Consider the following 26075-nt stretch of genomic DNA (forward strand, 5'->3'; position numbering starts at 1 on the left):
TCCGGATGAGCGAGGGCAACGATAGAGCAAGGTTTCTGCGCGAGGGGCTGTTCGCCAAATATGTCGTCGCGCTGGTCGGGCTCGTCGTGTTCGTGCTGGCCGTCAACGGCGCGATGGAAATCTGGATCACCTATCGCGGCATCAAGAGTTCGCTCCACGACGGCATGTCCGACAAGGCGGAGGCGACGGCCAAGCGGATCGCGCAGTCGATCTCCGAGCTGGAGCGGCAGATCTCCTGGGTGACGCGCGCCTCCACCAAGACGATCGATGATCGCCGCGCCGACTACGCCCAATTGCTGCGGCAGGTGCCGCAGGTCAGCCAGCTCTCGCTGCTTGGCAGCAACGGCCGCGAGCAGCTCCGCCTGACGCGGCAGACCGTCACGCTCGGCAGCAACGCCGATTTCTCCCGCGATGTCCGCTTCACCGAAACCGTCTCGCGCGGCACCAGCTTTGCGCCGGCCTATTTGCGCGATCAGCAGCCGTTCATGTCGATCGCGCTGTCGCATGCCGACGGCAGCATCACGGTGGCCGAAGTCGACCTCGATTTCCTCTCCGAATTCCTGCTCGACGCCCAGGTCGGCAGGGTGGCCTATGCCTATGTGGTCGATTCCAAGGGCGAGGTGCTGGCGACGTCCTCGAAGGGGCCCGAGGTCGGCAAGAATCTGTCGGCGCTGCCGCAGGTCTTGGCCGTCAGCAAGCCCGGCGGCATCGCGCCGGCGTCGGGCACCGACGCCAATGGCGATGCCGTGCTGACGACGTCGAGCCTGGTGCCGAAACTCGGCTGGCGCGTGTTCTTCGAACAGCCGACGGCGCAGGCGCTGACGCCGATCCGCGACCAACTGGTGCGGATCGCGCTTCTGATCGCGCTCGGCCTCGTCGTCGCAATCATCGCCGGCACCATCATGGCGCGGCGCCTGCTGGTGCCGATCACGGCGCTGCAGGCCGGCGCGCGGCGGCTCGGCGCCGGCGATTTCGGCCACCGCATCGAGGTGAAGACGTCCGACGAACTGGAGGAGCTCGCCAACCAGTTCAATGGCATGGCCGGGCAGCTCGCCGAGACCTATTCGAACCTCGAAGCCAAGGTCAACGAGCGGACGCGGGACCTGGCGCAATCGATCAACGAGCTCAAGGTGCTCGAGGAGGTCGGCCGCGCGGTCGCCTCCTCGCTCGATCTCAACGCGGTGCTGCCGACGGTCGCCGCGCGCGCGCTCGAAATCACCCACGCCGATGCCGTGCTGATCTACGGCTACGACGCCGGCAATCACCAGTTCTCACTCACCGAAGCGATCGGCATCGACAAGGCGGCCGAGGGCCGCCATCGCGCCATCGACGCCGACCATTCGCCGCTCGGCGAGGCCGCGACCGGCGGCGAGCCGATCGCCATTCCCCAGCTCAGCGCGATGCGCGAACATCCCTTGCGCGACGTCGCGATCGAGGCCGGCTTCCACTCGGTGCTGGTGGTGCCGCTGGTCGACCAGACCGGCATTTTGGGATCGCTGGTGGTGCTGCGGCGGAACGAGGGCGAATTCTCCGCCAACCTGATCGGCCTGATGAAGACCTTTGCGCACCAGGCGGTGCTGGCGATGCGCAATGCGCGGCTGTTTACCGAAGTGGATCACAAGAGCCGCGAGCTGCTCGCCGCCAACGACATCGTGCGCGAACAGGCGAGCAAACTGCAGGAGCAGACCGACCAGCTTCGCGACTGGAACAGATCGCTGGAGCAGCGGGTGGAGACGCAGCTCGGCGAGATCGAGCGCATCCGGCGGCTGGAGCGTTTCCTGGCGCCGCAGGTGGCGCAACTGATCGCCTCCTCCGACGGCCATGAGGGCCTGCTCGACAGCCACCGCCGCGAGGTGACGGTGGTGTTCTGCGATTTGCGCGGCTTTACCGCGTTCACCGAGACCACCGAGCCGGAAGAGGCGATGAACGTGCTGCGCGAGTATCACGCAGCCCTCGGCGAACTGATCTTCAAGTACGAGGGCACGCTCGACCGCTATGCCGGCGACGGCGTGATGATCCTGTTCAACGCGCCGATCCAGTTCGAGGACCACACCGCGCGCGCAGTGCGGATGGCGGTGGAGATGCGCGACACCATCGGCGCCCTGACCGATAAGTGGCGCAACCGCGGCCACAATCTCGGCTTCGGCATCGGTATCGCGCTCGGCTACGCCACGCTCGGCCAGATCGGCTTCGAGCAGCGCCTGGAATACGCCGCGATCGGCAGCGTGACCAATCTCGCCTCCCGCCTCTGCGACGAAGCCAAGGCCAACCAGATCGTGGTGAGCCGCCGCGTCTACGGCATGGTCGAACCATGGGTCGAGGGCCGGCCGATCGATGATTTGAATTTGAAGGGATTCAATCATCCGATCCTGGCCGCGGAGATCACGAGTTGGCGCGAGTCGGTCGATAACGTCGTCGATGCCGCCGCGGCGCGACGGAAGAAGATGCAGTAGCCGCCGTCCCCTCCCCGCCGTTCCTGCGGACTTGATACGACTTCTGAAAATCAGAAATGATTTGCCCCGACAAATGGATTTATCGCGTCGCTGCCCCCACATCGTCATTGCGAGCGGAGCGAAGCAATCCATAGCTCAGCACGCGGAGCCACGCGAAAGTTTAATCGGATGCCCCACGGCCGTGAACCGTCTGTCGGGAATCTGTGACTAATACCGTGGTGGAGTCCGCCTCCCTCATCATTGAAACACGCCTCGTTCCCGCTTGGCGCGCCAACCGCCCTTCTGGTATTTGTGACTTTGTAAACTAGGAACGAATGTCGATGACCACCCTTCGCGCGCGCGATCTTGCACCTGTTCTGAGTACGCTGCTCGTAGCGGGCCTGTTTTCCCTGTCCTCCCCCCTCCTCGCCGCCGACGACGCCGACCCCGCCGCGCCGAAAGGCGCCGCGGTCACCGTGCTCAAGGCGGCGAAATCCTGTTTCGCCAATATCGTCGAAGTGTCCGGCACCATCATTGCGCGCGAGGAGACGCAGGTGCGGCCGGAGCGGATGGGGCTGAAGGTGGCCGAGGTGATGGTGGATGCGGGCGACAGCGTCACCGCGGGGCAGGTGCTGGCGCGGCTCGCTTTGCCGGAGGGCGGGCAGATCACGGTGCAGGCGCCGGTGGCGGGCGTGATCTCGGCCTCGAACGCCGCGGTCGGCGGGCCGGCCACGGGCAGCAAGGGCGAAGCGCTGTTCTCGATCATCGCGCGCGGCGAGTTCGATCTGGTCGGCATGGTGCCGACGCGCGATATCGCCAAACTCCAGGTGAACCAGACCGCGCGGATCAAGGTGATCGGCGCCGGCGAGGTCGACGGGCGGGTGCGGCGGCTGTCGACCACGGTGGAGCCGAACAGCCAGCTCGCGCAGGTGTTCGTCGGCGTCACCACCCCCCGGCGGCTGCTCATCAATTCAAGCGGCCGCGCGCAGATCAGGACCGGGCAGAGCTGCGGCGTCGCGGTGCCGCTGACCGCAATCCTCTACGGTACTGCCGGCACCGTGGTGCAGGTGGTGCGCCGCGCCCGCGTCGAAACGCGGCGGGTCGAGACCGGACTGATGTCGGCCGGCCAGGTCGAGATCACCTCGGGCTTGCAGGAAGGCGACATCGTGGTGGCGCGCGCCGGCGCACTGTTGCGCGAGGGCGATCCGGTGCGGGCGGTGGCGGCGAGCGCCGACGCGAAGTAGTCTCCGTCGCCCCTGCGAAACGCAGGGACCATAACCACCAGCTTTCGTCGTGCAATAAGATGTCTGCCACCGCGGTCTATCGATAGATCACGCGGTATGGGTCCCTGCGTTCGCAGGGACGACGAGAGCTGCGCATGTATCACGTTTACATTCTCGCCAGCCGGCGTCATGGGACGCTCTATATCGGGGTGACCAATTCGCTGGCGAAGCGGATGGAGCAGCATCGCAATGGCGAGGGGTCTTCGTTCGTCAAGACCTACGGTGTTTACCGGTTGGTTTATGTTGAAGCTTTCGAGCGGGCGGATGAGGCGATCGCGCGGGAAAAGTAGCTCAAGCGCTGGAAGAGGGATTGGAAGATCGAGCTGATCGAGCGGGAGAATCTGGAGTGGCGGGACCTCAGCGATCTGATCGTTTGAGGCTCGCTATTGCCACATCATCGCTGTCGTCCCTGCGATTCCGCAGGGACGACGGGAGATAGCGTCTTACCCGCCGAGGCGGACGTCTTCCAGCAAGGACGACGACACCTGCGGGACCTGCTCGCCGTCGGAGGCGCGGGAGATGGAGATGCGGGTCTTGTTGAAGGCGGTTGCCGCGCCGGATTGCGAATCCAGATTGTTGAGCAGTTCGGTGACCAGCACGCTGTACTGGCCCTTGCCGTCGTCGGCGACCTTGCCCGGCGTAGCCGAGGTCAGGATCAGCGCGTTCTCCGGCGTGGAGATCGGCGCAAGGCCATGCGAATAGGAGCGGAAGCGGCGCTCATAGGGGTTGCGGCGGGAGGCGTCGACGACGACGAGCTTGGCCTTGGCGCCCTTCTCGGTCATCGTATCCAGCACGTGCTCGATGCTGACGCCGTCGCGGCGGACATCGGCTTCCTTCCAGATCGCGGCATCGACCGGAATCATGAAACTCTCGCGGCCTACCTGCACGCCAAAGCCGCCGAAGAACAGCATCGCGACCGTATCCGGCTTGATCTTGTCTTTCAGGCGGGCGACGGCGCGGGCCATGTCGTCCTTGGTGGCATCCTCGACCACGTCGACATCAAACCCCTTGGCGCGCAGCGCGGCGGTGAGGCCGCGGGCGTCGTTGATCGGCTGGGACAAAGGCGCTGCAGCGTCCGGATAATGGCCGTTGCCGATCACCAGCGCGATGCGGTTGGACGTGCCGATCGCACCGGTGTGCTCGGTGCCGATCGCCTTCGCGGCGTCGAGCGAACGCTTGTTCAGCGCGGCATGAGCGCCGATCGCCAGCGACACCAGGCCGACAAAAGCAACGGCAATGGTGACGGTGCGGCGGGAAATGCAGAGCTGGCCGAGGTTCATCGCGTTTCCATTCCCAAGTTTGTCCAAAGCGCCGAGCAAAGACCGCGCCAGTTAGTCGCGTGACGACCGTTCAGGTTTGATGGGGTTGCCGGGTATGTGCCGTCCAATTGCGCTCAATTTGCGGCACCGCAACAACCGGGCTTTTAGCCTGTCGGGCCCTCCCGAACAACCTGAATCCACGCATGGAACCCATTGTCGCCGACTATGGCGGAGGGTTAACGCCAGTTAAGTGATCCACATCACATTTGTAATTTTTGCTGATTTGTATAGTTTTCAAGGGCTTGCGGGCCCGAATCCGGCCGGCGGTGGCCGTTTGAGCTATTTGCCATGCTTAACGCGGCCCTCCCTTCACCGTTCCGGCGGAAAGAGACTGCATGGGTTTTTCTACCATCGCCGGCGCCGCATTTCGGGCGCTGACCGCCCGAAAAGACGGCCCGTCGCTCTACGACGTCTGCGACCCCGTGCTGCTGAAATACCGCGGCGGCGACCCTCATCTGGGAAAATTCTATCGGACGGCACTGGGCAATCCGGCGCTGCGGCCGCTGCTGCGGCGGACCGGGCACCCGGCCTTGCGCGACCGGAAGCGGCTCGGCGCCTTGCAGGAGGCGCTGCGGCGGGCGCGCGACGAGGCCGAGCCGGACTGGGCCGCGGTGGGGCAGCCGATCGCCGAGCTGATGGCCGATATTAAAGTCCACCACCCCGCCCCCAAGCCGGTGGCGGCGCCGGCGCGCTCGCCCGGTCTGGCCGAAATCGACCGGGCGATCCGCCGCTGCGGCGCGCATCTGTTGGGCTCGTTCGCCAAAAACGGCTTCATCCCGACCTATGCCGCCTTCAACCTGATCGGCGATGCCGACATGGGCGGGCGCGAGATGCTGATGGCGCTGACCGGGCTGAACTCGCGCGGCTACAAGAACTCGACGCTGCTGTTCAGCCTCGCCCGCATCTTCATCGCGCATTCGCCGGCGCGCGCGCTGATCAACCCGCCCTGGCGAGGGATTGCCGAGCCGATGTGGCAGCCCATGCAGATCCGCCACCGCTCGGCCTATTACGACGCCTTCTTCACCGAGGCGCTGCTGAGCTACGTCGAGACCGGGCTGGCGTCTTCGGACGAGGCCGCGGCCTCAAGGCGCGCGATTTCGGAGATGGTGGATTTCTGCCTGAAGACCTCAGCCGAGGAAGTGCCCTCGCATGACGGCACCACCGTGAACGTGATCACCGCGCTGGCGCCGCTGCCGCATCCGCGGTTTTCGAAATTCTTCTCGCAGATCAAGCAGGATTTAGGTTTCGGCATCTACGTGCCGGACTGCGACACCACGGCGTGCTCGTTCTCGGCCGCCACGCAAGCCGGCTGCACCGATCCGATCCTCGACCAGCCGCTGCTCGACTTCTATCGCGGCTACCAGGTGCGCGAGGGCGCCAACGAGCCGCGCGTCACCGTGCCCTTGAACGACAATATCGATTACGAGGGCGGCGTCGTCACCTGGATCGACAATCTGGCGGGCGACCGGCCCTACGGCAACGATCTCGATCCGACGCTCAACCTCGATATTCTCGAAGTGAGTTTCCGCAATCTTTCGCGCTGGAAGATCCTGGAGACGCCGCAGCGGCTGGAGACGGTGCATCGCATCCTGGGCTTCCAGCGGCGGCTGGCGGAAAGCGGTGCGTTCAAGAACCCGCGCTCGCACATCTATTATCTGCCGGAATTGTACTCCGCCTATTTCGGCCGCTGCCATGCCGCGTTCATGGCATTGCCTGAAGCTGCGCGGCAGGCGATCGATCCGGACGGCGCGTTCGCGTTGATCCGCGAGAGGGTGCTGGCCTATGTCGAGGGTGAACTGATCGCGCGCGAGATGAACCCGTTCGACGCCGCGCTGGCGCTGATGGCGCTGGCGCATCTCGGCGCCGACGTCCCATCATTCGCGCCGGCGCTGCATGTCATCGTCGCAAGTCTCGGCGAGGGCGGCCGGCACGGGCCGTACCGGGCGTACGAGTGGAACAAGATGAAGACGCCGACCCGGATTCTGGTCGGCGGGCCCGAGGTGACATCGGCGTTCGTGTTGATGGGCCTGGCGTTGGCACGGAGGGCGATGACGAAGTGATTTTGTAGGGTGGGCAAAGCGAAGCGTGCCCACCAGCCGCTGCATCTGAGAAAGATGGTGGGCACGGCGCAAGCGCCTTTGCCCACCCTACGATTCCGGCGCTTGCGGGGGCACCTGCAATGACGGGAAGTTGAAAGCGCTGTGACACCCCCGCTCTGGCAAGATGGCGCCATTGTCCGCACAATCCGCATCATTCGCTACCGGGATTGCCGATGAAATTAGGGACATTGCTTTCCGCGTTCTTGCTGCTGTCACTACCCGCCACCTCACACGCGGCCGACATTACCGGCGTTCCAAAAATCCGCGAGGGCGATCAGCTCCAGATCGGCAACCATCGCATTCGCCTCGGCGGCATCGACGCGCCTGCCGTCGATCAGCTCTGCCTCAACACGAAGGCTGAACGCTGGACCTGCGGCGCCGCCGCGCGCGACGAACTGATCAAGCGCTTCGGGGCCAAGAGCTGGACCTGTCGTACAAGGGCGGTAGCGGATCGCCGCGGCCGCACGGTGGCGCGCTGCGAGGCCAACGGTGAGGACATCCAGAAATGGCTGGTGTCGAACGGCTGGGCGCTGGCGCTGACGCGTCTCTCGCGCGACTACGAGGCGGACGAGAAGGCCGCGCGCGAGGCCAAGGCCGGGATGTGGCAGGGCGCGTTCATCGCACCGTGGGACTGGCGCATCCGCAACAAGAAGACCGCCGTTCTCGGCGCCGTCCAGCCGCCGGAGAATGCCCGGGCGGTCCTGTTGGCCTCGGCATCCGGACCGGTGGCGCCCTCGCCCGACTGCACCATCAAGGGCAACGTCAACCGGTCCGGCGAGTGCATCTATCATCAGCCGACGAGCCGCTGGTATGCGAAGATCCAGATGAAGATATCAAAAGGAACGCGCTGGTTCTGCTCGGTCGAGGAGGCCGAAGCCGCCGGTTGTCGCGAGACGCGGCGGTAGCGACATTCTTCAACCTCTCCCCGTGAAGAACGGGGAGGGGGAGAAGTCCGGCAACACTTCCCGACCCATGAGCGTGACGGCGTGCCAGATCGACCAACCGAAAAACGATTGCGACGGCAGCGGCGCGGCGGAATGCGGCGGGCGGCGATGTTCACGCTCGTCATCCTCGGCGGTTACGGTCTGTTCGCCTATCTGCTGCTGCCGCTGTTCTGGACGCATTACGAGCATCAGCGCGGGCTGGCCGACATGCCGATGGTGACGCGCACCGCACAGGGCATCCCCGGCGATCCCATGAATGTCGGACTGATCGGCGATGAGCGCGACGTGGTCTGCGCCATGCATGCTGCGGGATGGTATCCGGCCGACCGGATCACGCTGAAATCCTCGATCGAGATCATCGGCAGCGTGCTGCTCGACAGGCCGTACAAGGACGCGCCGGTGAGCAACCTGTATTATCTCGGCCGCCGCGAAGATCTCGCCTATGAAAAGCCGATCGGAAGCAGCGCCGACCGCCGCAACCATGTGCGCTACTGGAAGGTGCTGGACAGCGGCGAGGAGAAGCGTCCGGTCTGGCTGGGCGCGGCGACGGAAGATCGCGGCGTCGGCGTCAGCCGATACACCGCCGCCGTCACGCACCACATCTCGCCCGATCTCGACACCGAGCGCGCGCTGCTTGCGGCCGATCTCGACAATGCCGGCATGGTGGAAGCGAAATATCAGGTCACCGGCATCGGCCCCACGGTCGCAGGGCGGAACGGCGGCGGCGATCTCTACTACACCGACGGCGAAATCTGGGTGCTACGGCTGGTCGAGGCATGCAAGAAGCGCGAAGGGCCTGCGGCGACGATCCCGAGCCCGACGGCGACCGAATTGAAGGACCAGATCTGGCGCGCGATCGCCAATGCGGTGGGGAGATAGTTTGCGCGGCCATCGCGAGGCGCGGAGCAATCAGAGCAATTTGATCCTTTTTGCGACTCTGGATTGCTTCGCGGAGCCTGTCATCGGGCGCACATTTTTGTGCGACCCGGTGGCTCGCAATGACGCCCTTGATCGAATATTATCTCAACCAAACCTCACGCTCGATTTCGCGTATCTGCCGATTAAGGAAAAACAACAAATGACCGTTCGCGCGGGCCGGGAATTTCTGGCCATCCCGGGACCCACCACCATGCCCGACGAAGTGCTGCAGGCGATGCACCGCCCAGCGCTCGACATCTATTCCGATCAGATGGTGCAACTGACCGAAAGCCTGCTCGCCGATCTCTCGAAGCTGTTCGCCACCAAAGGCAAATCCTACATCTACATCGCCAACGGCCATGGCGCGTGGGAAGCGACGCTTTCCAACGTGTTGTCGCGCGGCGACAAGGTGCTGGTCCTGGAAAGCGGACGCTTTGCGATCGGCTGGGGCCAGGCGGCGGCTGCGATGGGCGCCGAGGTCGAGGTGCTCAGGGGCGACTGGCGCCGCGCGATCCGCGCCGGCGAGGTCGAGGCGCGGCTGCGGCAGGACAAGGACCACACCATCAAGGCGATCGTCGCCGTGCAGGTCGATACGGCTTCCGGCGCCTATAACGATATCGAAGCGATCGGCAAGGCGATCAAATCGACCGGACATCCCGCGCTGTTCATGGTCGATACTGTGGCCTCCCTCGGCTGCATGCCATTCGAGATGGACGCGTGGGGTATCGACGTCGCGATGTCCGGCTCGCAGAAGGGCCTGATGACGCCGCCGGGCTTAGGTTTTGTCGCTGCTAACGACCGCGCCCGCGAGGTGCATAAAAAGGCCAACCTCCGCACGCCCTACTGGGACTGGACCGAGCGCGAGGGCAGCGAGCACTACCGCAAATATGCCGGCACTGCCCCGGTGCATCTGTTGTTCGCGCTGCGCAAGGCGATCGACATGCTCCAGACGGAAGGGCTGGAGAACGCGTATCTGCGCCATCGCCTGCTCGCCGAAGCGGTGCGCCGCGCGGTGGCTGTGTGGGGCGAGGGCCAGGTGATCGGCTTCAACATCGCGGAGGCCAATGAGCGCTCGAACACCGTGACGACAGTGACCATGAACGGCCACGATCCTTTGGCGCTGCAGCGCTACTGCAAGGAGAAATGCGGCGTGGTGCTCGGCACCGGGATTGGTGATTTGTCCGGCCAGGCCTTTCGCATCGCCCATATGGGCCATGTCAACGCGCCGATGATTTTGGGCACGCTCGGCGTCGTCGAGGTCGGCCTCAATGCGCTCGACATTCCCCATGGCAAGGGCGGAACCGAAGCCGCAATCGAATATCTCGGCGAGAACGTGGTGGCATAGAAGCCGCCGTCCCTGCTTTCGCAGGTACCCATGCCACAGGCCTCTGTTATAGGCGAAGCGGTCTCCTGTTGTGCAATTCCACTCGCCGAGGCGTGCGGTCCCGGCTCGCGCGGAGCCCGTCATCGGGCGCGCATTCGCGCGACCCGTTGGCTTGGCCGGGACGACAGCGATGGACTAGCATCCATCTGGCAATTCCGCCATCTATCCCGATATAAGCGGGACCTTTCAGGACCGACGAGGACCGCGTGACACAAGCAACTGCCAAGAAGCCTTCACAGACCGCCCCCTTCGCACCACGTCGTCCCCACACCTTCACAACGCACGGCATCACCGTGCAGGACGATTATGCATGGCTGAAGGATCCGAATTGGCAGGAGGTGCTGCGCGATCCCTCGATCCTCGATGCAGACATCCGAAAATATCTGGAAGCGGAAAACGACTACACCGAGAGCCTGCTCGGCCACACCGCCGTCCTGCAGAAGAAGCTTGTCGCGGAAATGCGCGGACGGATCAAGGAGGACGACTCCAGCGTGCCCTCGCCGGACGGCCCGTTCGCCTACTTGCGAAAGTTTCGCGAAGGCGGGCAGCATGAAATGTTCGGCCGCACGCCGCGCGATGGCGGCGATGTCAAGATCGTGCTCGATGGCGACGCCCTCGCCAAGAACCATGAGTATTTCAAGTTCGGCAGCGCGCGGCATTCGCCCGACCACAAGCTGCACGCATGGAGCGCCGATACCAAGGGCTCGGAGTACTTTTCGATCCGCGTGCGCGACTGGGCCACGGGCACCGATCGCGACGACGTCGTCGAGGAAACCGACGGTGGCATCGTCTGGAGCAAGGACTGTCAAAGCTTCTTCTATGTGAAGCTCGACGACAACCACCGCCCGATGCAGGTTTGGCGTCATAAGCTCGGCACCAAGCAGGCCGACGATACGCTGGTCTATGAAGAAAAGGATTCCGGCTGGTTCACCCATCTGCACGAGAGTTCTTCCGGGCGGTTCTGCGTGATTGCCGGCGGCGATCACGAAACCTCCGAGCAACGGCTGATCGATCTCGCCAATCCCGAGGCGTCACCGCGGCTGGTCGCGGCACGCGAAGAAGGCGTGCAGTATTCGATCGCCGACCGCGGCGACGAATTGTTCATTCTCACCAATGCGGATGACGCGATCGATTTCAAGGTCGTCACCGCGCCGCTCGCCTCGCCCGAACGCGCCAACTGGCGTGACCTGATTCCATATCGCGAGGGCGTGTATGTGCTCGATGTCGAACTCTACGCCGGCCACATGGTGCGGCTGGAGCGCGCCAATGCGCTGCCCGCGATCATCATCCGCGATCTGGCTAACGGCGAAGAGCACGCCATCGCCTTCGACGAGGCGGCGTATTCGCTGGACACCATGGGCAGCTACGAATTCGAAACCACCAATCTGCGGTTTTCCTATTCGTCGATGACGACGCCGTCGGAAGTCTATGACTACGACATGGCCAGGCGAACGCGCGTCTTGCGCAAGCGGCAGGAGATTCCGTCCGGGCATGACCCGGCCCACTATGTCACCACGCGGATCATGGCGACGTCGCATGATGGCGCTTTGGTGCCGGTCTCGATCCTGCACCGCAAGGACCTCGTGCGCGATGGCACCGCGCCGCTCTTGCTCTACGGCTACGGCTCCTACGGCATGGCAATGCCGGCCTCGTTCTCCACCAACCGGCTGTCGCTGGTCAATCGCGGTTTCGTCTATGCGATCGCGCATATCCGCGGCGGCGCGGACAAGGGCTGGGGCTGGTATCTCGACGGCAAGCGCGAGAAGAAGACCAATTCGTTCGATGATTTCGCCGCCGCAGGCCGCGCCTTGATCGAGGCAAAATACACCAGCGCCAAACGCATCGTCGGCCATGGCGGCAGCGCCGGCGGCATGCTGATGGGCGCGGTCGCCAACCGCGCCGGCGAGCTGTTCGCCGGCATTGTCGCCGAAGTGCCGTTCGTCGATGTCTTGAATACGATGCTCGACGATACGCTGCCGCTGACGCCGCCGGAATGGCCGGAATGGGGCAACCCGATCGAAAGCGAAAAGGATTTCCGCACCATCTTGTCGTACTCGCCCTACGACAATATCGCGGCGAAGGAGTATCCCGCTGTGCTCGCGATGGGCGGCCTGACCGATCCGCGCGTTACCTATTGGGAGCCGGCCAAGTGGATCGCACGGTTGCGCGCGACGATGTCGGGCGGCGGCCCGGTGCTGTTGCGCACCAACATGGGCGCCGGCCACGGCGGCGCGTCCGGGCGATTCAACCGGCTCGATGAAGTCGCGATCGCGTACGCGTTTGCGCTGTGGGCAGTGGGGCTGGCGGAGAAGGCGGAGGCGTGAGCCAGCTCCGTTCGGCGAAGTAGAAAGCAACTCGTTCGTCGTCCCCGCGAACGCGGGGACCCATACCGCGGAATCTATCCGTGTTACGCGATGGGCGTCGATCGCCGTAACAACGCAAGCCGGTGGCTATGTTGGGTCCCGGGACGCGGCTTCCGCCTTCTCTTCGAGCTACGGCGGACAGGTCGCTTGCCCGGAACGACCGCGGAGTTGGGTACGACTCACCGCCCGTTCTTCTTTCGCCACTCCGCGAAATCCGTCATCGTCTGCGGATCGGTCGCCGGATAGAGCCCGAAAATGCCGCAACCCTTGCCGACCTGCTCGGTGACGAAATCCTCGAACGCGGTCATCTCGACCGCCTCGTCGGCGATCTCGTCGGCCAGATGCGCGGGGATCACGATAACGCCGTCGGCATCGCCGAGGATGACGTCGCCGGGAAACACCGGCGCGTCGCCGCAGCCGATCGGCACGTTGATTTCGATCGCCTGGTGCAGCGTGAGGTTGGTCGGCGCGCTCGGGCGGTGGTGATAGGCCGGGAAGCCGAGCTTTGCGATCTCCACGGAATCGCGAAAGCCGCCGTCGGTGATGACGCCGGCGCAACCACGCTGCATCAGCCGCGTCACGAGGATGGCGCCGGCGGACGCGGCGCGGGCGTCCTTGCGGCTGTCCATCACCAGCACCGCCCCGGGCGGGCAATCCTCGATCGCCTTGCGCTGCGGATGGGAGCGGTCGCGAAACACTTCGATCTTGTTGAGGTCCTCGCGCGCCGGCATGTAGCGCAGCGTAAAGGCCTCGCCGACAAGTGTCGGCTGGTCGGGGCCCAAGGCGTGCACGTCCTGAATCATCTGGATGCGGAAGCCGCGCTTGAACAGCGCGGTGGCGACGGTGGCGGTGGAGACAGTTTTGAGTTTGTTGCGGGTGGCGTCGCTCAGTTTTGTCATGGTTTCTCGCTTTCTTCGTCGTCATTCCAGAGCGCTCGCGTCAGCGAGCGAATCCGGAATCTCGAGGTTCTCAGGTGCGCAAGTGCGCACCATAGTTCGCGCTTCGCGCCCCGGAACGACAGTCAGTAAATCGGCGGCTCACCGACCGGCGCCCCAAAACCCGTCTCCAGAAAATCGAAGTCGCAGCCCTCATTGGCCTGCTTGATGTGGCGGGTGAACATCCAGCCATAGCCGCGCTCGTAACGCGGCTCCGGCGCCTTCCATTCGGCGCGGCGCATTGCCAGCTCCGCCTCCGGCACATCGAGGTTGATGGTGCGGGCGCTGACGTCGAGCGTGATCTTGTCGCCATTGCGCACGAGCGCCAGCGGGCCGCCGATCCAGGATTCCGGCGAGACATGCAGGATGCAGGCGCCATAGCTGGTGCCGCTCATGCGCGCGTCCGACAGCCGCACCATGTCGCGCACGCCCTGCTTCACCAGTTTTGTCGGAATCGGCAGCATGCCCCATTCCGGCATGCCCGGCCCGCCCTGCGGTCCGGCGTTGCGCAGGATCAGCACGTGATCGGCCGTGACGTCGAGCTCGGGATCGTCGATCGCCTTCTTCATCGAGGGATAATCGTCGAACACGAGCGCCGGCCCGGTGTGCTTGAGGAAGCGCGGCTCGCAGGCGCTCGGCTTGATCACGCAGCCGTCGGGCGCGAGATTGCCCTTGAGCACGGCCAGTGCGCCCTCCTTGTAGATCGGGTGCTCGATCGTGCGGATAACGTCGTCATTGTAGACTTCGGCCCGCGCGATGTTGTCGCCGAGCGTCTGGCCGGTAACGGTCATGGCGTCGAGATGCAGATGCTGCTTGATGCGGCTCATCAGGCCCGGCAGGCCGCCGGCATAGAAGAAATCCTCCATCAGATATTCGTCGCCGCTCGGCCGCACGTTGGCGATCACCGGCACCTTGCGGCTGGCCTTCTCGAAATCGTCGAGCCCGATATCCTGGCCGGCGCGGCGCGCCTGCGCGATCAGATGGATGATCGCGTTGGTCGAGCAGCCCATCGCCATCGCGACCGTGATCGCATTCTCGAACGCCTTTCGGGTCTGGATCTTGTCCGGCGTCAGATCCTCCCACACCATCTCGACGATGCGGCGGCCGCATCCGGAAGCCATGCGAATGTGACCGGCGTCGGCTGCGGGAATCGAGGACGCGCCCGGCAGCGTCATGCCGATCGATTCCGCAATCGCCGTCATGGTCGAGGCGGTGCCCATGGTCATGCAGGTGCCGTAGCTGCGGGCGATGCCGGCCTCGACGTCGACCCAGTCCTTGTCGGAGATCTTTCCGGCACGGCGCTCGTCCCAGTACTTCCAGGCGTCGGAGCCAGAGCCCAGCGTCTTGCCCTTCCAGTTGCCGCGCAGCATCGGCCCCGCCGGCAGATAGATCGTCGGCAGGTTCATGCTGGTGGCGCCGAGCAAAAGCCCCGGCGTGGTCTTGTCGCAGCCGCCCATCAACACGACGCCATCGACGGGATGGCCGCGCAGCAATTCCTCGGCATCCATCGCCAGCATGTTGCGGTAGAGCATGGTGGTCGGCTTCAAAAACGATTCCGACAGCGACAGCGCCGGCAGTTCCATCGGGAATCCGCCGGCCATCAGGATGCCACGCTTGACGTCGTCGACGCGGCTCTTGAAATGCATGTGGCAGGGCTGCGCGTCCGACCAGGTGTTGAGGATCGCGATCACCGGCCGGCCCCTCCATTCCTCCGGCGCGTAGCCCATCTGCATGGCGCGCGAGCGGTGGCCGAAGGCGCGGAGGTCGTCGGGCGCGAACCAGCGCGCGCTGCGGAGGTCGGCGGGGTTCTTCTTGTTGCTCATGACTGCGTGCCCCATTTCTGGACGGTGTTGCGCTCGATCGTGCGGAAGATCAGGTTCTCCACGATCAGGCCAATCACGATCACGGTCAACAGTCCGGCAAACACGGCGGGGATATCCAGGAGATTGCGGTTTTCGAAGATGAACCAGCCGAGGCCGCCCTGCCCCGACGACACGCCGAACACGAGCTCGGCGGCGATCAGCGTACGCCAGGCAAACGCCCAACCGATCTTCAGGCCCGTCAGGATCGAGGCGAAGGCGGCAGGGATCAGGATGCGGAATACGTAGGGCAAGCCGCGCAGGCCGTAATTGCGGCCGACCATGCGCAGCGTGTTCGACACGCTCTTGAAGCCGGAGTGGGTATTGAGCGCGACCGGCCACAGCACCGAATGGATCAGCACGAAGACGAGGCTGCCGTTGCCGAGGCCGAACCAGATCAGCGCCAGCGGCAGCAGCGCGATTGCCGGCAGCGGATTGAACATTGCGGTGATGGTTTCGAGAAAATCCGTGCCGATGCGGGTCGAGATCGCAAGAATCGTGAAAATGGCGGCCAGCGCGATGCCGGCGCCGTATCCCATGAACAGCACCTTCAACGATGCCCAGGCGCGCAACGGAATGGTACCGTCGCGCACCCGGTCGAACATCGTGACGACGGTGTCGTGAAAGGTCGGAAACAGCAGCGGGTTGTCGAGGAAGGTGCCATAGGCCTCCCATGCCGCCGCGAGAAAGAGGATGATGACGGCCTTGCGAACGAAGCCGTCGTTCCACAGCAGTTCCAGCACCGTGAGCTTGCGCTCGACCTCGGCCGGCACAACCGCGGTTGCGTCGGCGGCGTCGCGCAGCAGGATTCTTGCTTCGCCCATCGCGCGCTCCTCCTAGTGGGCTGTCGCAGTGTCGGCGAACAAGAGATCATGGATCTGCTTCTCCAGCCGTGCCGCGCTGCCGTCCTCGCCGGAAACCTTGTCGACGTCGACCACCTCGGCCTTGACCCGGCCGGGATGCGGCGACAGCAGCAGGATGCGGTTGCCGATCTTGATCGCTTCCGCAATCGAATGGGTAACGAACAGGACGGTGAACTTGGTCTCCGCCCAGAGCTGCAGCAATTCGTCCTGGCAGGTACGCCGCGTCAGCGCATCGAGCGCGGCGAACGGCTCGTCCATCAAAAGAATATCCGGCTCCATCGCCATGCCGCGCGCGATCGCGACGCGCTGCTTCATGCCGCCGGACAGCGTGTGCGGATAGGCATCGACGACGCGGGTGAGGCTGACCTTCTCGATATAGGCCCGCGCCCGCATCTCCGCTTCCTTGCGCGGCAATTTCCGCGTCATCAACAGCGGAAACATGACGTTTTCGAGCACCGTCTTCCACGGCAGGAGCTGGTCGAACTCCTGGAAGATCATCATGCGGTCGGCGCCAGGCTCGGATATCTCCCGCCCCGAGATCCGCATCTTGCCTTCGCTCGGCTTCATATAGCCGCCGACTGCTTTCAACAGCGTCGACTTGCCGCAACCGGAGGGGCCGAGCAGCACGAAGCGATCGGAACGATCGACCGTAAAACTGACCCGCTCGGTCGCGGTCACGACCGCGCTCGAAGTCTTGTAGCGCAGCGTTACGTCACTCACGTCGAGAAGCGCGGACATGTCGCTCAGTTGCCCTTGAGGTCGTGTGCGACCGGCAGGTAATAGTCGGTCCACGCCTTTGGCATGGTCTTCAGCGTACCGACCTTGTGCAAATGGGCAGCGAATTTCATGGTACCCTGCGGCTGCAGGTTCCATTCCATCATGCCGGGCTCCTTGAGCCACGCCAGCAGATCCTCGACGCTGGTTTTGTCGCCGGTTACTTCCTTGTAGATCTCAACCGCTGCCTTGGTGTCACGGCGGATCAAGTCCTGCGCTTCCTTGGTGGCGTCGCGCACCGCCTGCACGATCTTTGGATTGGCATCGGCGAATTTGGTTGTCGTGAAGAACTGCGCCTGGCTGAGCGGTCCGCCCATCACGTCGGGCGAGGACAGCACCACATGTGCGCCGGGGACGTTCTTCAGTTCGAGGAACGTGAACGGCGGGATCGAGAAGTGATTGCGCACCTCGTGCTGCGCGTTGGTCAGCGCCACATAGGCGTCGGGATGGCCGAGCTGCACGGTGTTGGCATCGAGCTTCGACCACTGGTCGGCACCGAAAGTTTCTGCGGCTGCGATCTGCAACACGATCGCCTGCGTCGAGACCTTGACCGTCGGCACCGCGATCTTGTCGTTCGGGCCGAAATCCTTGATCGACTTGATATTCGGATCGCGGCTGATCAGCGTCATCGGCTGCGCCGAGGTGGCGACGATGCCCTTGACGCCGCCGCGGGTGCGGTCCCACAGCAGCAAGAGATTACCGGTCCCGGTGTTGAGGATATCGACGCTGCCGGCCAAGAGCGCGTCGGTCTGTGCGCCGCCGCCACTTAAGTTGATCCATTTGGTGGTGACGCCTGATGCGCCGAGAGAAGCGGCATGCTTCTCGATCAGCTTGTGCTTTTCCATGATGTGCGAGGGCATGTAGAAGATGCCCGGCTGCCGCGACAGCGAAATCTCGGCCTTTTGTTGCGCCGACGCCGGCGAGCCCGGCAGCATCATGGCAAGGGCCGCAATTGCGCCCGCGCAGGCGCGCCACATCCCGTTTTTCATTGTGCATCTCCTCCGGCGTCTGATTGACGCTTCGAGGGAGATGCACTAATGTATTAGTGCATCTGAAGCAAGCGTCTTCTGAAACCCAACCGGTCCGCTCGATGGTTCCACTGCAAGCCGCCCCCCGCCGCGCGACCCTCCGTTCCGCCGATCGGCTCGATCGCGACCGCCAGGCCGCGCCGCAGGTGTTCGAGCGCCTGCGCGGCATGATCATTTCGCTGGAGCTGCCGCCGGGATCGCCACTGTCGCGCGCCGCACTGGCCGGACAATTCGGCGTGAGTTCGACACCGATCCGCGATGCGCTGATGCGGCTCGAGGAAGAAGGGCTGGTCGAAGTTTTTCCGCAATATGCCACGGTCGTCAGCCGGGTCGACGTGCGGCTGGCGCAGCAGGCGCATTTCCTGCGGCAGGCGGTCGAGCTCGAGATCGTTCGCATACTGGCGATGCGCCATGACGAAGCCTTCGCCGCCGAGCTCCATTCGATCATTGTCCGCCAGCAGCAATTCGCGAAAACCGGCGACTTCGAGAAATTCATGGCCGCCGACAACGAGTTCCATGCCCAGCTCTATGCCGCCACGGATAAGCAGGACATCTGGTCGCTGGTGCGCAGCCGCAGCGGACATATCGACCGGCTGCGCCGGCTGCATCTGCCTTCCCCCGGCAAGGCGCAGGATATCCTGCGGCATCACAAGCTGATTGCAAAAGCGATCGAGGCCGGCGAACCCGAAGCGGCGCAGAAGCACCTGCGTACCCATCTGTCGGGCACACTGAGCGAACTCGACCAGATCCGCTCGCGCTATCCCGAATATCTCAGCAACTGATTCCGGCTGCATTGGCTGCGTGCGCAGGCTACTCGGACGAATCACGCGCGCCGGCGCAGCGCTTCGTATATGTCTGCCCAGCAACATGCGGATGTCGGCATTTTGTACCGGCATTTTGGCGCCCAACGGGAACGTTCCTGCCGGGGAACAGTCGCCGCGAGACGCGGATTCCGCAATGTTCGCAACCTGCCGTTGATTGATTCCAGCGGAGCCCGGAGAACTTTTTACTTGGCGAAGATATTGGTCGTAGCTCACCGCGCCCCGGTGTTGCCTCCTCCCCGTAATGCGCCATAGCATCCGATTCGTCCGGTGGATTGCCGGAGCGAAGCGGGAGGCAAGCGAACACCGACATGACGCTCACGACCAGGTTAGCCATCGCGATGATTGCGTTGGTCGCGATCGCGGTTACCGCGGTCGGATGGCTGAGCTATCGCAATCTGGAACAGGCGCTGCTGCAGCGCGCCCGCGACCGCATCGAAACGCATTCGCGGCAGCTCGCGACCGATCTGGAATATTACGCGGCGAGCGCGACCGGAGATGTTGCGGGCTTTCGTTCGGCGGTGGCATTGCATGGGCTGGTCCGCGCCCGCATGGCGGGCGGCACCGATCCGATCGACGGCGTCTCTGAAAAAGTCTGGCGCGACCGGATCGCGGCACGTTTCGCAGCGGAACTCGAAGCCAAGCCGACCTATGCGATGTTTCGGATTATCGGCCTCGACGATGACGGGCGTGAGGTCGTCCGCGTCGACCGAAACGGACCAAACGGCACGGTTCGGATCGTTGCTGAATCACAATTGCTGAAGAGAAGTAATCGCGGCTATTTCCAGGAAACGATCCGACTGCGTCCCGGCCAAATCTACGTCTCGCCGCTCGACTTGGGTCGCTTCGCCGGACTCATCGAGAAAGTGCACAGGCCGACGCTTCGCGTCGCGACGCCGATCTTCGCAGACAACGGCAAACTGTTCGGCATTTTCATGGTCAATGTCGATATGCGGCGCGCGTTCGACCGTATCCGGGCATCGGCGTGGCCGGGCGAGACGATCTACGTCGTCAACAAGGAGGGCGACTATCTCATCCACCCCGATCGTTCGCGCGAATTCGGCGCCTTGCTCGGCAGGCCGAACGACTGGAAAGCCGACTTCCCGCATCTGGCGTCGCAGGCCGAGGCAAAGCAAGGCAGTGCCGATATCGTACCGGACCAGGCTGGGCGGTCCAACGGGATAGCGTTTGCTCCCGCCGTCCTGGCCAGTTCCGAATGGGTTGGGGTGATCGAAACCACCTCGAACGCCGTCATCATGGCGCCGGCTGCGAGCATAAGGAATACTTCCCTTCTTGTCGGAGCGATCGCTGTGTTGGGAGCGGCAGTTTTGGCCCTGCTGATCGCGAGGTCGTTGACCCGGCCGATCGTCCGGCTGACCGAAGCTGTACAGGGGGTGGCCAGCAGCAAGAAGGTCGCCATCCCAGTCGATGCAGGCGGCGAGACCGGCGTGCTCGCGCGTGCGTTCGCGCAAGCGGTCGAAGAGATCAATGCAAAGACCGCTGCACTCCAGCACGAGGTCCAGGAGCATCGCCGCACCGTAGCCGCGCGTGACCATCATGCCGAGCGCGAACGGCTGTTCAGCGCGGCGGTCGAGTCCTCCAATGACGCCATCATCACGACGTCGCTCAATGGCACGGTCACCGGCTGGAATTCGGCCGCCGAGCGGCTGTACGGGTACACGGCTGCGGAAATCGTGGGCAAGACCATTACCCTGCTCGTTCCGATGGATCGGCTGCCCGAAGTGCATGACACGTTGCGCCGAATCGGCTCGGGCGAACGCATCGAGCAACATGAAACCGTCCGCCTGCGAAAAGATGGCAGCCGGATCGAAGTCTCGCTCAGCGTTTCCCCGATCAAGGCCCCCTCAGGCGCGACCATCGGCATCTCCAAGGTGACGCGCGATATCACCGAAACCAACAAGACCAGGCAGGTGCTGCGGCAACAGACCGAAGAGCTTCGTCGCATCTTCGAGACCTCGCAGGATCTGATCATGGTGATGGATTCTCGGGGATTCCTGGTTCAAATCAGCCCGAGCTGCGAGGCCATACTGGGCTATCGGCCGGAGGAGATGATCGGCCGCAGCGGCGAGGATTTCATCCACCCCGACCATCTCGAAACTTCCCGCCAGGAAATGCGCGCGGCGCGGCGCGGCGAACGTCCGAAGATTTCGGACACGCGCTGCTTCCACAAGAATGGACAGGCGGTATGGCTTTCATGGCTCGGGACATGGTCCGAGCCGGTCAAGCGCTTTTTCTTCGTCGGCCGCGACATGACCGAGAGCCGCTTGGCGCAAGAGACGTTGCGCGAAAGCGAACAGCTCGCACGCGGCATCATCGACACCGCGCTCGATGCCTTCGTGCAGATGGACGATCAGGGCATCGTCACCGACTGGAACTCGCAGGCGGAGAAGATCTTCGGCTGGTCGCGCGCGGAAGCGGTCGGCACCCGGCTGAGCGAGCTGATCATTCCCGACGTCCACCGCGATGTGCACAGAGCCGGCCTGGAGCGGTTTCTGCGCACCGGCGAGGCCGCCATCCTGGGCCGCAGGTTTGAGATCGAGGCGATGCGGCGCGACGGAAGGGAAATCAAGGTCGAGCTCAGCGTCACCGCGCTGCGGCGGCGCAACGGATTCGTTTTCAACGGCTTCATGCGCGATCTCACCGACCAGATCGCGGCCGAGGACAGAATCCGGCAGGCCGAGAAGATGGAGGCGATGGGGCAGCTCACCGGCGGCATCGCTCACGACTTCAACAACATCCTGACGGTGATCACGGGAACGATCGAAATCCTGGCGGACGCCGTCAAGGGCGAACCGCAGCTTGCCGCCATCACGCGAATGATCGACGAGGCGGCCTCGCGCGGCGCAGACCTCACCCAGCACCTGCTCGCCTTCGCGCGCAAGCAGCCGCTGGAACCGAAGGTAACCGACGTCAACACGCTGATCATCGACACCGCTAAACTGCTGCAGCGAACGCTCGGCGAGCATGTCGAGATCGAATCCGTGTTCGAAGACGAGACGTGCCCGGCGATCGTCGATCCCAATCAACTCGCCACCGCGATTCTCAATCTGGCTCTGAACGCCCGCGACGCCATGCCCGATGGAGGCAAGCTCATCATCGAGACCGGCTTCGTCATGCTCGACGACAATTATGCGAGGATGCACAGCGACGTCCGACCCGGTCGCTACGCCACGATTGCGGTGAGCGATACCGGAACCGGCATTCCGGCTGCGATGCTCGACAAGGTATTCAATCCGTTCTTCACCTCGAAGGGACCTGGCAAAGGTACCGGCCTCGGGCTGAGCATGGTGTACGGCTTCATCAAACAATCGGCCGGTCACATCATGATCTACAGCGAAGAGGGCCATGGCACGACGATCAAGATGTATCTACCGCCGGCCATGGACGCATTGCCGGCGGCCGAGGCTACGCTGGTGCCGGCCGTCGAGGGCGGCCATGAAACGATTCTGGTGGTGGAAGACGACAAGCTGGTGCGCCACTATGTGCTGGCGCAACTGCATTCACTCGGTTACGTCACGCTCGATGCGGCGAACGCCACTGAAGCCCTCGCGCTGGTCCATACCGGCCACGCGTTCGACCTGCTGTTCACCGACGTGATCATGCCCGGCATGAACGGCCGCCAGCTCGCCGACGAGATAGCAAAGGCCAGACCCGGACTAAGGGTACTGTTCACCTCGGGCTATACCGAGAATGCCATCATTCACCACGGGCGACTTGACGAAGGCGTATTGCTGCTCGCCAAGCCGTATCGGAAATCGGATATGGCGATCATGATCCGGAAAGCGCTCGCCGATTGATCGCCACGGCGGCGCCCGCATCCTGCGGAAGGCTGCGCCGGATCCGGCCTGCCTGCGACCAGACTTGCGATCAGGACCTTACGATCAGGAACTTACGATCAGACTTGGCCCTGACGCTGGGTGGTCATCACGATGCGGACCAGGTCGGCGGCATTCCGCGCGCCGAGTTTCTTCATGATATTGGCGCGGTGATCCTCGATCGTGCGCGGGCTGATCCCGAGATGCCGCCCCGCTTCCTTGTTGGAAGCGCCGGCGGTGAACTGCTCCAGCACCTCGCGTTCGCGCCGCGTGAGCGGTTCGCGTCCCGGGAAATGCAGGGTCGCGATGCGCGACGCCGCGTTGTGTGTCTGCCGGCGAGCGTAAGCCTCGATCGCCTCATCGAGTCTCGCGACGATTTCGCTGCCGCGAAACGGCTTTTCGATGAAGTCCAGCGCGCCGTTCTTGATGGCGCTCACCGCCATGGCGATATCGCCCTGTCCCGAGATCATGAAGATCGGCGCAGGGTAGTCCTCGCCATGAAGCTCTTTCAGAATATCGAGGCCGGACTTACCGGGGATATGCACATCGAGCAGGATGCAGGCTGGCGTTCGCGTTCGTGCAATCGCCAGCAGCGCTGCGCCATCGGCGAAACATATGACCTGATAGCCGGCTGCCGACAGCACCATCGAAAGCGTGTCGCGAACGGCAGGGTCGTCATCGACTACGAAAATCTCCCCGCGGGAGGGGGCCTTTTCAGCCATGTTCCATCGTCCATGCGTGGTTGGATGTGACGCACACTCGGATAACGGTATTCAACTCCATACCGAACCGTATTTGTACGGGACCACGGCTTAACGCACAAGTAGCAACCCACGCCTAAAAAGTAACTAAGGAGTGCGCTTACACAAAACGCGGCAATTGAACAAATGATTGCCAGGAAATTTCTCCCGGCGCTCCCGAGAGTTCCACCAACGTCATCGTGCTCGACGACGTATATCAGTGCCGGCCGATGTCGTGCTGCAGCGCGTATTTTTCCCAGATCTCGCGGCCCATCGCAGGTTCAAGAAAGCGTGCGCCATCCGCTTCAGCTCATCGCCTCTTCGGACTTTGACGACGCGCCCGACTTTTTCTTGGTGTGCTTGCCTCTCAGGAAGCGGATGTCCATTTCCGTCCCGTTGACGCGAACGAGCTCACACCGGCGATAGGCGAGGCCGGTCGACGACAGCAGCAGGAAGAACTCCTTGAGATTGAGGCCTTGAATGGAGCCTTCCACGGTCAGTTCGGCGTCGGTATCCGAGATCGCGTTGAGCTGGCAATCCCTGCGCCAGGTCCCGTCGATCGCCATGATGCAGACATCATAGCCGCGGCTGAACGTAACCCGCTCCGCGCCCTTGCCGTCCTCTGTCATCGCTCACCGTCCTGCCATTGCCGCGATTCTTGACATTGCCGTTGCGCCCTGCGGAGATGCGGCACGCACACCGCTCGGCCGATAGAGGCCGCGCTTGTCCGGGAACGGCTTGAAGACATCGGTCAGGCCGACGACCGTTTCCGCCGCGCCCAGCACCAGGAAGCCATCGCCTTCCATCGCCTTGGCGAGGCGGCCAAAGATATTGATCTTGGTCTCCTGATCGAAATAGATCAGGACGTTGCGGCAGAAGATAACGTCGAAGGTGCCGAGCTGGGAGAAGTCGTGCAGCAGATTGAGCTGGCGATGCTGCACCATGCCGCGCAGCTCCGGGCTGATCTGCCACAGTTCGCCGTTCTGCTTGAAGTATTTGACAAGAAGCTGAATCGGAAGGCCGCGCTGGACCTCGAACTGGCTGTAGACGCCCGACTTCGATTTTTCGAGCACTTCCTGCGACAGGTCGGTCGCGATGATCTCGATCCGCCAGCCGGCAAGCGCCGCGCCCATTTCCTTCAGCGACATGGCAAGCGAATACGGCTCCTGGCCGGTTGAACCGGCGGCACACCATATCCTGATGCTCCTGCGGCTGGCGCGCGCTTTCAACAGCTCCGGCATGATCGTATCGCGGAAGTGTTCGAACGGCACCTTGTCCCGGAAGAAGAAGGTCTCGTTGGTGGTCATGGCCTCGACCACCTGGGCGATGATCGATGACGATCCGCCCTTCATTTTCTGCACGAGTTCGCCGATGCCGGGCACGCCGCACTTGCGCGACAGCGGAAGCAGGCGGCTTTCGATCAGGTATTGCTTGTCTGCGGACAGGTCGAGACCGGAATGATCCTTCAGGAGCTTACGTAGATACTCATAGTCTGGCGGCGTCACGGGAGCCTCTCAAGGGCAAGCGATAAGATTTAGATCAGGCTCTATTCCGGGAGCGCGACCAGACCGACTTCCTGGAATTTTGCCGCGACGATGTCCTTGTCGAACGGCTTCATGATGTATTCGTTGGCGCCGGCATGCAGCGCGCGCGAGATGTGATCCATGCCGTTCTCGGTGGTGCAGAACACCACCTTGGGCGCGTCGCCGCCGGGCAGTCTGCGCAGATGGCCGAGGAATTCGTAGCCGTCCATGACAGGCATGTTCCAGTCGAGCAGAACCGCCGTGGGCATGGCTTCCTTGCAGGCCTCGAGTGCCTGCTGGCCGTCCTCGGCTTCGACGATCTGAAAGTCCATTTCTTCCAGGATGCGGCGCGCGATCTTTCGCACGATGCTGGAGTCATCGACGACCAGACAGGTTTTCATTTTTGGCCTCCTTGCTTGATGGCGACGCTACGCTGCGAGGGCTGTCTTCGGCATGATTTCGAGCACGCGATCGACGTCGAGGACGACCATGAGCTGGCCGTCGAGGCGGTGCACGCCGCCGGCGAGCTTGGCGAAGCGGGCATCCAGGTTGACGGGATTTTCCTCGCGGCCATTGTCCGGCAGCCGCAGCACCTCGCCGATCTGGTCGATCAGGAGGCCGTAGGATTCGCCGCGCAAATCGACGCCGACCGCCATCGGCGGCTTGCCGTCGTCGTTCTTCGGCAAGCCCAGCCGGGCGCGCATGTCGACCACGGTGACGATGCGGCCGCGCAGATTGAGCACGCCGGCGATCTCGGCGGAGGACAGCGGCACCCGGGTCAGCCGTTCCGGCATGAACACGTCCTGCACCCGCGAGATCGGCAGGCCGAACAATTGCCCGCCGATCACGGCGGTGACGTATTCGGCCACGGTGCCCTCGATGGTCTCGGTCTTGGTTGTCATTGGCTCGTTACCGTTCTCTCGTTTTGAGCATGATCTCTTCGGAAAACCGGTT

General features: G+C 63.5%; 20 protein-coding genes and 1 pseudogene. 10 read left to right on the top strand and 11 right to left on the bottom strand.

Annotated features, from left to right (window positions below):
• The first annotated feature begins 5 nt into the window (after nucleotides 1-5).
• The 3 genes and pseudogenes from LMTR13_RS37275 to LMTR13_RS37285 all read left to right on the top strand — a co-directional run bounded on the left by LMTR13_RS37275 (nucleotide 6) and on the right by LMTR13_RS37285 (nucleotide 4092).
• Nucleotides 6-2453 (top strand): adenylate/guanylate cyclase domain-containing protein, encoded by a 2448-nt coding sequence (locus tag LMTR13_RS37275; protein WP_065732081.1) that lies wholly within the window; start codon nucleotides 6-8, stop codon nucleotides 2451-2453.
• Between the two features lie 320 nt (nucleotides 2454-2773).
• Nucleotides 2774-3676: an efflux RND transporter periplasmic adaptor subunit gene (locus LMTR13_RS37280; protein WP_065733301.1), complete on the top strand. Its 903-nt coding sequence runs from the start codon at nucleotides 2774-2776 to the stop codon at nucleotides 3674-3676.
• Between the two features lie 134 nt (nucleotides 3677-3810).
• Nucleotides 3811-4092: pseudogene (locus LMTR13_RS37285) on the top strand (GIY-YIG nuclease family protein).
• 66 nt (nucleotides 4093-4158) lie between these two features.
• On the opposite strand, the gene LMTR13_RS37290 reads toward LMTR13_RS37285, so the two are convergent.
• Nucleotides 4159-4995, bottom strand: a complete 837-nt coding sequence (locus LMTR13_RS37290; RefSeq protein WP_065732082.1) for a caspase family protein — start codon at nucleotides 4993-4995, stop codon at nucleotides 4159-4161.
• 374 nt (nucleotides 4996-5369) lie between these two features.
• On the opposite strand from LMTR13_RS37290, the gene LMTR13_RS37295 reads away from it, so the two are divergent.
• The 5 genes from LMTR13_RS37295 to LMTR13_RS37315 all read left to right on the top strand — a co-directional run bounded on the left by LMTR13_RS37295 (nucleotide 5370) and on the right by LMTR13_RS37315 (nucleotide 12703).
• A complete protein-coding gene (locus LMTR13_RS37295; RefSeq protein ID WP_065732083.1) occupies nucleotides 5370-7094 on the top strand; it encodes a hypothetical protein in 1725 nt (574 codons plus the stop codon).
• A 212-nt stretch (nucleotides 7095-7306) separates the two neighbouring features.
• Complete coding sequence (locus LMTR13_RS37300) at nucleotides 7307-8038, top strand: thermonuclease family protein (RefSeq protein ID WP_065732084.1); 732 nt, start codon at nucleotides 7307-7309, stop codon at nucleotides 8036-8038.
• Between the two features lie 132 nt (nucleotides 8039-8170).
• Complete coding sequence (locus tag LMTR13_RS37305; RefSeq protein WP_065732085.1) at nucleotides 8171-8956, top strand: LssY C-terminal domain-containing protein; 786 nt, start codon at nucleotides 8171-8173, stop codon at nucleotides 8954-8956.
• A gap of 199 nt (nucleotides 8957-9155) precedes the next feature.
• The gene (locus LMTR13_RS37310) at nucleotides 9156-10340 is read left to right on the top strand and encodes a pyridoxal-phosphate-dependent aminotransferase family protein (protein WP_065733302.1); all 1185 of its coding nucleotides are present in this window, start codon (nucleotides 9156-9158) and stop codon (nucleotides 10338-10340) included.
• Between the two features lie 245 nt (nucleotides 10341-10585).
• Nucleotides 10586-12703 (top strand): S9 family peptidase, encoded by a 2118-nt coding sequence (locus LMTR13_RS37315; RefSeq protein WP_065732086.1) that lies wholly within the window; start codon nucleotides 10586-10588, stop codon nucleotides 12701-12703.
• Nucleotides 12704-12921: 218 nt separating this feature from the next.
• Here the strand turns inward: LMTR13_RS37315 and LMTR13_RS37320 are convergent, their stop codons facing one another.
• The 5 genes from LMTR13_RS37320 to LMTR13_RS37340 all read right to left on the bottom strand — a co-directional run bounded on the left by LMTR13_RS37320 (nucleotide 12922) and on the right by LMTR13_RS37340 (nucleotide 18150).
• Nucleotides 12922-13641, bottom strand: a complete 720-nt coding sequence (locus LMTR13_RS37320) for a ribonuclease activity regulator RraA (protein ID WP_065732087.1) — start codon at nucleotides 13639-13641, stop codon at nucleotides 12922-12924.
• 122 nt (nucleotides 13642-13763) lie between these two features.
• The gene (gene araD / locus LMTR13_RS37325; protein WP_065732088.1) at nucleotides 13764-15500 is read right to left on the bottom strand and encodes an L-arabinonate dehydratase; all 1737 of its coding nucleotides are present in this window, start codon (nucleotides 15498-15500) and stop codon (nucleotides 13764-13766) included.
• Nucleotides 15497-16360: an ABC transporter permease gene (locus LMTR13_RS37330; protein ID WP_065732089.1), complete on the bottom strand. Its 864-nt coding sequence runs from the start codon at nucleotides 16358-16360 to the stop codon at nucleotides 15497-15499. The genes araD and LMTR13_RS37330 overlap by 4 nt, the downstream gene beginning before the upstream one ends.
• Before the next feature lie 12 nt (nucleotides 16361-16372).
• Nucleotides 16373-17137 carry an ABC transporter ATP-binding protein gene (locus LMTR13_RS37335; RefSeq protein ID WP_065732090.1) on the bottom strand — a complete coding sequence of 255 codons (765 nt, stop codon included), beginning with the start codon at nucleotides 17135-17137 and terminating at the stop codon, nucleotides 16373-16375.
• Between the two features lie 5 nt (nucleotides 17138-17142).
• Nucleotides 17143-18150, bottom strand: a complete 1008-nt coding sequence (locus tag LMTR13_RS37340) for an ABC transporter substrate-binding protein (RefSeq protein WP_065733303.1) — start codon at nucleotides 18148-18150, stop codon at nucleotides 17143-17145.
• A 113-nt stretch (nucleotides 18151-18263) separates the two neighbouring features.
• Here LMTR13_RS37340 and LMTR13_RS37345 point away from each other — a divergent pair, with 113 nt between their 5' ends.
• Both LMTR13_RS37345 and LMTR13_RS37350 read left to right on the top strand, forming a co-directional pair.
• The gene (locus tag LMTR13_RS37345) at nucleotides 18264-18983 is read left to right on the top strand and encodes a GntR family transcriptional regulator (RefSeq protein WP_065733304.1); all 720 of its coding nucleotides are present in this window, start codon (nucleotides 18264-18266) and stop codon (nucleotides 18981-18983) included.
• 350 nt (nucleotides 18984-19333) lie between these two features.
• A complete protein-coding gene (locus LMTR13_RS37350) occupies nucleotides 19334-22840 on the top strand; it encodes a PAS domain S-box protein (protein ID WP_065732091.1) in 3507 nt (1168 codons plus the stop codon).
• A gap of 98 nt (nucleotides 22841-22938) precedes the next feature.
• Here the strand turns inward: LMTR13_RS37350 and LMTR13_RS37355 are convergent, their stop codons facing one another.
• The 5 genes from LMTR13_RS37355 to LMTR13_RS37375 all read right to left on the bottom strand — a co-directional run bounded on the left by LMTR13_RS37355 (nucleotide 22939) and on the right by LMTR13_RS37375 (nucleotide 26023).
• Entirely contained in the window at nucleotides 22939-23580 is a 642-nt protein-coding gene (locus LMTR13_RS37355) for a response regulator transcription factor (protein ID WP_065732092.1), read from the bottom strand.
• A gap of 323 nt (nucleotides 23581-23903) precedes the next feature.
• The gene (locus LMTR13_RS37360) at nucleotides 23904-24227 is read right to left on the bottom strand and encodes a pilus assembly protein PilZ (RefSeq protein WP_065732093.1); all 324 of its coding nucleotides are present in this window, start codon (nucleotides 24225-24227) and stop codon (nucleotides 23904-23906) included.
• A gap of 3 nt (nucleotides 24228-24230) precedes the next feature.
• Complete coding sequence (locus LMTR13_RS37365; RefSeq protein ID WP_065732094.1) at nucleotides 24231-25103, bottom strand: CheR family methyltransferase; 873 nt, start codon at nucleotides 25101-25103, stop codon at nucleotides 24231-24233.
• A gap of 41 nt (nucleotides 25104-25144) precedes the next feature.
• Nucleotides 25145-25522: a response regulator gene (locus LMTR13_RS37370; RefSeq protein ID WP_065732095.1), complete on the bottom strand. Its 378-nt coding sequence runs from the start codon at nucleotides 25520-25522 to the stop codon at nucleotides 25145-25147.
• A gap of 27 nt (nucleotides 25523-25549) precedes the next feature.
• On the bottom strand, nucleotides 25550-26023 hold the full coding sequence (locus tag LMTR13_RS37375; RefSeq protein WP_065732096.1) for a chemotaxis protein CheW: 474 nt from the start codon (nucleotides 26021-26023) through the stop codon (nucleotides 25550-25552).
• Between the last annotated feature and the right edge of the window lie 52 nt (nucleotides 26024-26075).

It is taken from the genome of Bradyrhizobium icense, assembly GCF_001693385.1.
In the GTDB taxonomy this organism is placed as follows: Bacteria; Pseudomonadota; Alphaproteobacteria; order Rhizobiales; family Xanthobacteraceae; genus Bradyrhizobium; species Bradyrhizobium icense.

What these genes read in the sequence shown, in the direction of transcription:
- LMTR13_RS37280 (WP_065733301.1), top strand. Translation starts at nt 2,774, where the DNA reads ATGACCACCCTTCGCGCGCGCGATCTTGCACCTGTTCTGAGTACGCTG.
- LMTR13_RS37295 (WP_065732083.1), top strand. Translation starts at nt 5,370, where the DNA reads ATGGGTTTTTCTACCATCGCCGGCGCCGCATTTCGGGCGCTGACCGCC.
- LMTR13_RS37300 (WP_065732084.1), top strand. Translation starts at nt 7,307, where the DNA reads ATGAAATTAGGGACATTGCTTTCCGCGTTCTTGCTGCTGTCACTACCC.
- LMTR13_RS37340 (WP_065733303.1), bottom strand. Translation starts at nt 18,150, where the DNA reads ATGTGGCGCGCCTGCGCGGGCGCAATTGCGGCCCTTGCCATGATGCTG.
- LMTR13_RS37335 (WP_065732090.1), bottom strand. Translation starts at nt 17,137, where the DNA reads ATGTCCGCGCTTCTCGACGTGAGTGACGTAACGCTGCGCTACAAGACT.
- LMTR13_RS37370 (WP_065732095.1), bottom strand. Translation starts at nt 25,522, where the DNA reads ATGAAAACCTGTCTGGTCGTCGATGACTCCAGCATCGTGCGAAAGATC.
- LMTR13_RS37275 (WP_065732081.1), top strand. Translation starts at nt 6, where the DNA reads ATGAGCGAGGGCAACGATAGAGCAAGGTTTCTGCGCGAGGGGCTGTTC.
- LMTR13_RS37360 (WP_065732093.1), bottom strand. Translation starts at nt 24,227, where the DNA reads ATGACAGAGGACGGCAAGGGCGCGGAGCGGGTTACGTTCAGCCGCGGC.
- LMTR13_RS37290 (WP_065732082.1), bottom strand. Translation starts at nt 4,995, where the DNA reads ATGAACCTCGGCCAGCTCTGCATTTCCCGCCGCACCGTCACCATTGCC.
- LMTR13_RS37330 (WP_065732089.1), bottom strand. Translation starts at nt 16,360, where the DNA reads ATGGGCGAAGCAAGAATCCTGCTGCGCGACGCCGCCGACGCAACCGCG.
- LMTR13_RS37320 (WP_065732087.1), bottom strand. Translation starts at nt 13,641, where the DNA reads ATGACAAAACTGAGCGACGCCACCCGCAACAAACTCAAAACTGTCTCC.
- araD (WP_065732088.1), bottom strand. Translation starts at nt 15,500, where the DNA reads ATGAGCAACAAGAAGAACCCCGCCGACCTCCGCAGCGCGCGCTGGTTC.
- LMTR13_RS37350 (WP_065732091.1), top strand. Translation starts at nt 19,334, where the DNA reads ATGACGCTCACGACCAGGTTAGCCATCGCGATGATTGCGTTGGTCGCG.
- LMTR13_RS37305 (WP_065732085.1), top strand. Translation starts at nt 8,171, where the DNA reads ATGCGGCGGGCGGCGATGTTCACGCTCGTCATCCTCGGCGGTTACGGT.
- LMTR13_RS37375 (WP_065732096.1), bottom strand. Translation starts at nt 26,023, where the DNA reads ATGACAACCAAGACCGAGACCATCGAGGGCACCGTGGCCGAATACGTC.
- LMTR13_RS37355 (WP_065732092.1), bottom strand. Translation starts at nt 23,580, where the DNA reads ATGGCTGAAAAGGCCCCCTCCCGCGGGGAGATTTTCGTAGTCGATGAC.
- LMTR13_RS37345 (WP_065733304.1), top strand. Translation starts at nt 18,264, where the DNA reads ATGGTTCCACTGCAAGCCGCCCCCCGCCGCGCGACCCTCCGTTCCGCC.
- LMTR13_RS37310 (WP_065733302.1), top strand. Translation starts at nt 9,156, where the DNA reads ATGACCGTTCGCGCGGGCCGGGAATTTCTGGCCATCCCGGGACCCACC.